This window comes from Nostoc sp. CMAA1605 (assembly GCF_021596505.1).
In the GTDB taxonomy this organism is placed as follows: domain Bacteria; phylum Cyanobacteriota; class Cyanobacteriia; order Cyanobacteriales; family Nostocaceae; genus Trichormus.
Genome location: NZ_PJIZ01000159.1, coordinates 1 through 8,215, shown reverse-complemented (window position 1 = coordinate 8,215; position 8,215 = coordinate 1). Strand labels below are relative to the sequence as shown.

8 protein-coding genes are annotated in these 8,215 nt (G+C 38.4%); 7 read left to right on the top strand and 1 reads right to left on the bottom strand.

Annotated elements, in window-relative coordinates:
* Nucleotides 1–429 (bottom strand): GUN4 N-terminal ARM-like repeat domain-containing protein (locus CV014_RS28965; RefSeq protein ID WP_236145172.1); only part of this gene is annotated, 429 nt, incomplete at its 3' end.
* A gap of 358 nt (nt 430–787) precedes the next feature.
* On the opposite strand from CV014_RS28965, the gene CV014_RS28960 reads away from it, so the two are divergent.
* From CV014_RS28960 to CV014_RS30530, 7 genes are all read left to right on the top strand, one after another.
* Nucleotides 788–2,209: an NADP-dependent isocitrate dehydrogenase gene (locus CV014_RS28960; RefSeq protein WP_236145171.1), complete on the top strand. Its 1,422-nt coding sequence runs from the start codon at nt 788–790 to the stop codon at nt 2,207–2,209.
* Between the two features lie 118 nt (nt 2,210–2,327).
* Nucleotides 2,328–2,879: a Uma2 family endonuclease gene (locus CV014_RS28955; protein WP_236145170.1), complete on the top strand. Its 552-nt coding sequence runs from the start codon at nt 2,328–2,330 to the stop codon at nt 2,877–2,879.
* 36 nt (nt 2,880–2,915) lie between these two features.
* Nucleotides 2,916–3,491, top strand: coding sequence for a Uma2 family endonuclease (locus CV014_RS28950; RefSeq protein ID WP_236145169.1), 576 nt, complete (start codon nt 2,916–2,918; stop codon nt 3,489–3,491).
* A 97-nt stretch (nt 3,492–3,588) separates the two neighbouring features.
* The gene (locus CV014_RS28945; RefSeq protein ID WP_236145168.1) at nt 3,589–5,406 is read left to right on the top strand and encodes a WD40 repeat domain-containing protein; all 1,818 of its coding nucleotides are present in this window, start codon (nt 3,589–3,591) and stop codon (nt 5,404–5,406) included.
* A gap of 556 nt (nt 5,407–5,962) precedes the next feature.
* Complete coding sequence (locus tag CV014_RS30540; RefSeq protein WP_329608467.1) at nt 5,963–6,721, top strand: serine/threonine protein kinase; 759 nt, start codon at nt 5,963–5,965, stop codon at nt 6,719–6,721.
* A complete protein-coding gene (locus CV014_RS30535; RefSeq protein WP_329608466.1) occupies nt 6,622–7,854 on the top strand; it encodes an ATP-binding protein in 1,233 nt (410 codons plus the stop codon). Before CV014_RS30540 ends, CV014_RS30535 begins: the two co-directional genes overlap by 100 nt.
* A gap of 19 nt (nt 7,855–7,873) precedes the next feature.
* Nucleotides 7,874–8,215 (top strand): hypothetical protein (locus CV014_RS30530; RefSeq protein WP_329608465.1); only part of this gene is annotated, 342 nt, incomplete at its 3' end.

Genomic DNA, 8,215 nt, shown 5'->3' with positions numbered 1-8,215 from the left:
TACCTCAGTAAAATATAACCATTTTCTCTGCACCGCCGTCTCCCCTGCCAATTCACACATTTTCTGAATTGTCATCAGATCAGCTGCTTGAAAATCTTGAGCAGCAAGTAATTGTTGCAAAGAATTGTAATTCACACCTGCATCTGATTTTAGAGGTACAATGCCTTCAGGAAAGTGATTTTGGAGAAGTTCCTGGACTTGGGGTGCATCGGATTTGTAAAGGAAATGGTAAGCTTTACCATCAATCCAAGTCGCTGGGCGATCGCGACGTTGCAGTAAAAACTCCATTAACACATTCAATCCCTCATTACCCAAAGCAGCTAACTGTGGGATGATCTGTTGTTGGACTTGGATAGACCCAGCGATTAACTTTTCTCTTAGGGAATCAATCTCATTACTAGTGCTTGATACAATCATTGGGTCTGTCATGCTGTTACTCATGTTAATGGAAGCGTGAAAAAGCAATTGGCTATCTAGCTTTAATCTATTCAAGCAGTGATAGCGAAAAGTAGTTTACTATTTTTGATCGTACAAAATTGCGACAGTTTCACTGCAACCTGTACTGGAATCCCTAAATGCTGTACAAGGGAAATAGGGGGAAAGTCTGCTCATCGACAAGATAGGGGTTTAAGGGTTTAAGGGTTTAAGGGTGTAAGGGAAGACAAGGTAGAAGTTTTCCCAGTCCCCAATCCCTAGTCCCCAATCCCCAATATCTACAGTAAAATTTGCAAGCCTAGACAAAAAGAATCTTCTCGCTGGCGGCGTATCTTTGTGGAGTGTGTGAAGTATGTACGAAAAGATTAACCCCCCTACAACTGGTGCAAAAATCACCTTTAAAAATGGTGAGCCTGTTGTACCAGACAATCCCATTATCCCCTTTATTCGCGGAGACGGGACGGGTATTGATATTTGGCCAGCCACCCAAAAGGTACTAGATGCGGCGGTAGCTAAAGCATATCAGGGTAAACGTCAAATTAGTTGGTTTAAGGTTTACGCTGGTGATGAAGCCTGCGATTTATACGGCACTTATCAGTATTTACCGGAAGATACTCTCACAGCTATTAGGGAGTATGGTGTGGCGATTAAAGGCCCTTTGACTACTCCTGTGGGTGGTGGTATTCGGTCTTTGAATGTGGCACTCAGACAAATTTTTGACTTGTACGCTTGCGTGCGTCCTTGTCGTTATTACGCTGGTACGCCATCGCCTCACAAAAACCCCGAAAAGCTAGATGTGATTGTTTATCGGGAAAATACAGAGGACATTTATTTGGGGATTGAGTGGAAGCAAGGTAGCGAAATTGGCGATCGCTTAATCTCCATTCTCAACAAAGAACTCATCCCCGCCACCCCAGAACACGGGAAAAAGCAAATTCCCCTCGATGCTGGTATAGGGATTAAACCCATCAGTAAAACCGGTTCACAGCGTCTTGTGCGTCGCGCCATCAAACACGCTTTGACATTACCCAAACACAAGCAGCAAGTCACGCTGGTGCATAAGGGTAACATCATGAAGTACACCGAAGGTGCGTTTCGGGATTGGGGTTATGAACTAGCTACCACCGAATTCCGCCAAGAGTGCGTCACGGAACGGGAATCTTGGATTCTCAGCAACAAAGAGAAAAATCCCAATATTTCCCTAGAAGAAAACGCTCGTTTGATTGACCCTGGTTTTGATGCCCTGACCCAAGAGAAGAAAGCCCAAATTGTCAAGGAAGTAGAAACAGTTCTTAACTCAATTTGGTCAAGCCACGGGAATGGCAAGTGGAAAGAAAAAATCATGGTCAATGACCGGATTGCTGACAGCATCTTCCAACAAATCCAAACCAGACCAGATGAATATTCTATTCTGGCGACAATGAACTTAAACGGTGATTATTTGTCTGATGCGGCTGCTGCGATTGTTGGTGGCTTAGGAATGGGGCCTGGCGCGAATATTGGCGATGCTTGCGCCGTTTTTGAAGCTACCCACGGGACAGCACCCAAACACGCCGGATTAGACAGAATTAACCCAGGTTCGGTGATTTTATCTGGGGTGATGATGTTTGAGTATATGGGTTGGCAAGAAGCCGCAGACCTAATTAAGAAAGGTTTAGGGGATGCGATCGCTAACCGTCAAGTTACCTACGATTTAGCTAGGTTACTTGAACCAGCCGTAGAACCACTCAAATGTTCTGAATTTGCTGACGCAATCATCAAACATTTCGGTTAATTTCTGTTAATTATTAGGATGGGGAACCCCCATCCTCAACAATTCAAAATTCAAAATCAGATAGACAACCTAGAGATAACTTATCATGAAAGTATACTTTTCATGAGTATAAAAAGTCATGGTTATCACTCCCATTAAAGAAAATGTCACCACAGATTATTCCCTAGAAAATTGGCTACAAAGTCCCCCAGAAGGTACAGAATGGGTAAATGGGGAATTATTGGAGAAAGAAGAAGTGACATTAAAACACAGCCGCATACAGGGTAATTTATACTTTTACTGGAGAAATTACAAAGAAACTAGTGGACAAGGCGGAGAAGTATATACAGAAGTACCTTGTTTGACCAATAAACAAGGTCGTCGTCCTGATGTGGCTTATCTAACTCCAGAATTGATGCAGCAGTATGGTGAACCTGCTGTTTTACCCCAAAGTTTTCCTTTAATAGCTGAGATTATTTCCCCTACAGATTTAGCAGAAGATATGATTGCTAAATCTCAAGAATATTTGCAATCTGGTAGTGAAGAAGTTTGGTTAGTTTTTCCTGAAAATCGCTGGATTATTGTTATTACTAAAAATCAGCGACTAGTGTTTATTTCTGGTGAAGTTGTTAAAACTCAAACTGTACTCACAGGGTTTAATGTCACTGTAGATGAATTATTAGGTTCATAAATACTCAAGAAAACACAATCGAACTAGGTTATTTATATGGTTATTAGTCCTTTGAGATTAAAACTAGACACTGTTCATCTTACAGATGAGCAGTTTTATCAACTATGTCAAAATAACCAGGAATTAAAATTTGAGCGCACAGCTAAGGGAGAATTAATTATTATGCCACCTGTAGGCGGTGAAAGTGGCAATCGTGAGTCAGATTTAATTATCGATTTAGGAATTTGGAATCGACAAACGGGACTTGGTTATACTTTTAGTTCTTCTACTATATTTAAATTACCAAACGGGAGCGATCGCTCTCCTGATGTCGCCTGGATTCAAAAGCAACGATGGGAAGCCTTGACTCCCGAACAAAGACGCAGATTTCCCCCTATTGCACCGGATTTTGTGATTGAATTAAGGTCAGCAACTGATGATTTAGAAACCCTCCGTCAGAAGATGCAAGAATATATGGATGCAGGGGTAAAATTAGGTTGGTTGATTAATCCTCAACAGCAGCAAGTAGAAATTTATCGTCTAGGAAAAGCAGTAGAATTACAAAATTTACCTACAGAATTATTAGGTGAAGATGTATTACCAGGATTTATACTACATTTATCTGTATATTAAGTTAGATGAATTAACATAACAATCTTACCTGAATAGATGCCAGGGAATATTTTCATCATGGGTAGACTAAGATAGTCACACATTCTAGGAAAATCCTATGGGTAGATATTATGGCTCAATTCATATTCGCTCAACCGATACTGAGCAAATTATAGAGATTGTTAAACATCTGTCAGCGCAAGAAAAGAAACTCAAATTTTTAATTTCTCCATGTATTAACGGTTGGATTAGTGTCTATGCTTCAGAGAAGGGACAAGACCCTACAGTTGCTAGGGCGATCGCTCAACAGTTTCCAGGTCATATACTTAATCTGAGCCTTTATCATGATGATTTTTTCTATTATGAATATTACAGAAATCACCAATTAATTGATCAATATAGTTCAGATCCAGAATATTTTGGTGATATACCCCAAGAAGAGAGTGAAAGATTACGTGGTCAGCCAGAAATATTTGCTGATTTACTAGCTGAACTGCCAAATAAAGACATAACAATTGCACATATTGCTGAAGTTTTGACAGTTTCTTCTCCAGAAGAACGGGAAGAACTGACTCAAAGAAGCCTAGAAGTATTGCGACAGTTAGAAGATGGTGTAAACCGTTCTGATATCAAAGAATTACCTTACGATGAAGTGTTTGAAGCGGCGAGTCATTTCTCTCGTTTCGCTAAACTTTTCAATATCAGGAATGCTGAAACTTGTTATGAATATCTTCAAGAAAAAGATGATGAAGAAATTGAACGCTGGTCAGAATTTGTTCACATTCCAGACCCCGCAATTGAATTAGCACGACAGCAGAGAAAAAAAGCCAAGATAGATGAAGCTTTAAGTGTATTAAAGAGAGAAAACATCTTGTTAATTACACTTTCAAATCCCACTCAAAAGGGTCAGTTTATACGCATACCAATTTCTACCCCTGATAATGTAGGCGGTTTTTTCATAGGTTGGCGTGGACATGGGAATCAACCTCTGGAAATGAAACAATATACTGCGCCTTGGAATCATAAACCAGTAAATCTTGATTTGCCGATAGAAGAAAATGCTTATGTCATGCAAGTTAGCCCATCTGGAAAATTTTTGGCTGTAGGCCATGCTAGTGGATCTTGGCAAGCAACTCTATATGATTTAGAAAACGAACGATTGCTGAAAATCATTCCTCATATTCGTGCTACTGATGGTCTTCAATTTACTCCTAATGAGGAAATATTAATTAGTTGTTCAGAAGGTGAAATTATCCTTACTTCTATTATAAATTTAGAACAAACTGGCATAATTAAACTGGAACATCGTTCTAAAACTAAAACAGCTATTCATCCCAATGGTCGTTATTTATTGGCAGATAAAGGAGAGTCAAAATTAGCCATTATTGATTTGAATACTCAGGAAATAGTGAAAGTTTTATCAACCGCAGCATTGGACATAACAGCATGGATGTCTAGTGTCCAACGAGGTGAGGGAGTAAATGATTTCTCTTACAATGAAGTAATTGTAAAGATGGATTTTAGCCCTGATGGAAGGTGGTTACTCTGTGCAATGCGCCAAGGGGTGAGAGTATTTGAATGGAGTGAAGTTTTATCATCAAAGGATAAATTACCTCTTCCCATTGTTGGGGCTTCTAGTGAAGTTGTGATTGATGAGAAGGGCGGCCGAATGGCAATAACTTATGATATTGCATTTGATTGGCAACGCAATATTTTACTTTCCTGTGGACTAGAAGGTAAGGTGAAGTCTCTTGATTTAGCTACTGGAGAGTCTAAAGTCTTATTGGAGTTACCTGGAAGACCAGTAGTTTTTCAATTAAACTTATCTCGTGATTTAGCTACTTTTTGTACACATTCAAGAACTGATAGGTTTGAGCGTCGGAATAATAAAGAGCCGTTCATTGTGCAAATATGGAATTATTCTGCACTGATCTAATGCTTTTCATTTATCAGCATAATCCGTACATAGCGTTTCTTACTCATAATAATTAACCGCAGATATGCGTAGAGAAATGCAGATAAATTTATACCTCAATAGACTGGAAAGGGCTAGAAAATTTTGTAGTAATGACTTTAGTCCTTTTTTTGGGGCTAAAGTTCTCTCTTCTCTACGAGAAGATGTGCGTAGATTAATTCCAGAGGGAAGCTAGCAACTTTTAATTACTCACTCTGTTCTACTTACTACCTTTGGTAGCAAACTGATGTAATGAGTAACAAAAATTACGAGTTTACTGGCGTGTATGTTGTGGTGTTTCACCAGTAATTTTACTGATAGATGTTTACTATTTACTGTTGAATATTAAATATTTGTACTGAGAATTAATTAGTTTTCGTATATCTTATGGGTATGATTATTATTAATAAATCATCAGAATTCCATAATTATTTATCTATTGCTTTAGGATAGATTTCATTGAAATTTCATACACTTACTAAAGTAATGAGCATATTACCAGGGAATAATAAGATTCCAGTTTTAAGTCTGTGATGATATGTCTACCATTCAACTCAATATTCCTGGATATAAAGTCAGCGAAGCACTATATCAAGGTTCTCGGACTCTCGTTTATAGAGGAGTTCGAGAAATCGATTCTTTACCTGTGGTGATTAAACTCCTCAGAAATCCGTACCCAACCTTCAGTGAGTTGTTACAGTTTCGGAATCAATATACTATTGCAAAAAATCTTCAGCAAGCAGAAATTATTAAAACTTATAGCTTAGAAATATACAAGAATAGTTATGCTTTAGTCATGGAAGACTTTGGGGGAATATCGCTCAAGGAATGGATAGAAAATTACGAGACAAGTTTATCTCTGAACTATTTTTTACAATTGGGGATATCTTTGTGTAGTGTTTTAGATGTTCTCTACCGTCATCGGATTATTCATAAAGATATCAAACCTGCCAATATTTTAATTAATCCTGAAACCAAACAAGTTAAATTAATTGATTTTAGTATTGCATCTCTGCTACCACGAGAAACTCAAGGTTTAATCAGTCCCAATGTTTTGGAAGGAACACTTGCTTATATTTCGCCAGAACAAACCGGTAGGATGAATCGGTGTGTTGAATACCGTACAGATTTCTATTCTTTGGGTGTAACTTTTTATGAATTGCTGACGGACAATTACCATTTCAGTCAGAAGATGCGATGGAATTGGTTCATTGTCAAATTGCTAAATCAGCACCTGCAATACATGAAATTAATCCCAAAATTCCATCTGTATTATCAGAAATTGTCAAGAAATTGATGGCAAAAAATGCCGAAGACCGCTATCAAAGTGCTTTAGGTCTGAAGTATGATTTAGAAAATTGTCTGCTGCAACTCCAGGAAAATGGCGAAATCGTAGACTTTCCTATCGCCCAAAAAGATGTGTGCGATCGCTTTATTATTCCTGATAAACTCTATGGCAGAGAAACCGAAGTCAAAACCCTTCTGCAAGCATTTGAGCGTGTCAGTTTAGGGACAACAGAAATGATGCTGGTAGCTGGGTTTTCTGGAATTGGGAAAACTGCGGTGGTTCACGAAGTTCACAAACCCATTGTTAGACAACGCGGTTATTTTATTAAAGGTAAATATGACCAATTTAATCGCAATATTCCCTTTTCAGCGTTTGTGCAAGCTTTTCGGGATTTAATGGGGCAATTATTCACAGAAAGTGATGCTCAAATTCAAGCATGGAAAAATAAAATTTTAGCGGCTGTCGGTGAAAATGGTCAGGTAATTATTGAAGTTATTCCTGAATTGGAAAGAATTATTGGTGAACAACCACCAGTAATTAATTTATCAGGAACGGCAGCCCAAAATCGCTTTAATTTATTATTTCATAAATTTGTAGAGGTTTTTACTACTAAGGAACATCCCTTAGTCATGTTTCTGGATGATTTACAGTGGGCTGATTCAGCATCTTTGAAGTTAATCGAGTTGCTGATGAGTGAATCATCTGCGGGCTATTTATTATTAATTGGAGCTTATCGAGATAATGAAGTTTCAGCCGCTCATCCTTTGATGTTCAGTTTAGCAGAAATTAAAAAAGCCCAAGCCACTATCAATACTATTAACCTCACTCCCCTTAGTTATGCTAGTTTAAATCAACTAGTGGCGGATACTCTGAGTTGTTCCACCATAATTGCTCAACCATTAACAGAATTAGTTTATCAAAAAACCAAAGGCAACCCATTTTTTAGTACGCAATTTCTCAAGGCACTCTATGAAGATGGACTAATTAAATTTGATTGGGATGAGAGAAATTGGCAATGTAATATTGTCGCTGTAAAAGAGTTATCACTCTCCGATGATGTTGTGCAGTTCATGGCATCGCAATTACAGAAATTGCCAGAGACAACGCAGGATATTTTTAAAATTTGCTGCCTGTATTGGTAATCAATTCGATTTAGTGACATTGGCAATTATCTGTGAAAAATCTGAAGTTGAAACTGCTGCTTTACTTTGGAAAGCATTACAAGAAGGACTGATTTTACCCCAGAATGAAGTTTACAAGTTTTATGTCGGGAGAGAAGCTAAGGATGAGGTAAAAGGTTCAGAGATTGTCACCTACAAATTCCTGCACGATCGCGTTCAGCAAGCTGCATACTCATTGATTCCAGCAGAGCAGAAACAATATACGCATTTTCGCATTGGTGAACTGTTGTTGCAAGGGTTATCTCCAGCAGAACAGGAGGAAAGGATTTTTGATATTGTCAACCAATGGAATATGGGACAAGCCGTCATTCCTACCGATGAG

Bases quoted from the DNA above. Each gene is read 5' to 3' on its own strand.
- CV014_RS28955 (WP_236145170.1), top strand. From the start codon at position 2,328: ATGGTTATCACTCCCATTAAAGAAAATGTCACCACAGATTATTCCCTA.
- CV014_RS28960 (WP_236145171.1), top strand. From the start codon at position 788: ATGTACGAAAAGATTAACCCCCCTACAACTGGTGCAAAAATCACCTTT.
- CV014_RS30535 (WP_329608466.1), top strand. From the start codon at position 6,622: ATGGAATTGGTTCATTGTCAAATTGCTAAATCAGCACCTGCAATACAT.
- CV014_RS30540 (WP_329608467.1), top strand. From the start codon at position 5,963: ATGTCTACCATTCAACTCAATATTCCTGGATATAAAGTCAGCGAAGCA.
- CV014_RS28950 (WP_236145169.1), top strand. From the start codon at position 2,916: ATGGTTATTAGTCCTTTGAGATTAAAACTAGACACTGTTCATCTTACA.
- CV014_RS28945 (WP_236145168.1), top strand. From the start codon at position 3,589: ATGGGTAGATATTATGGCTCAATTCATATTCGCTCAACCGATACTGAG.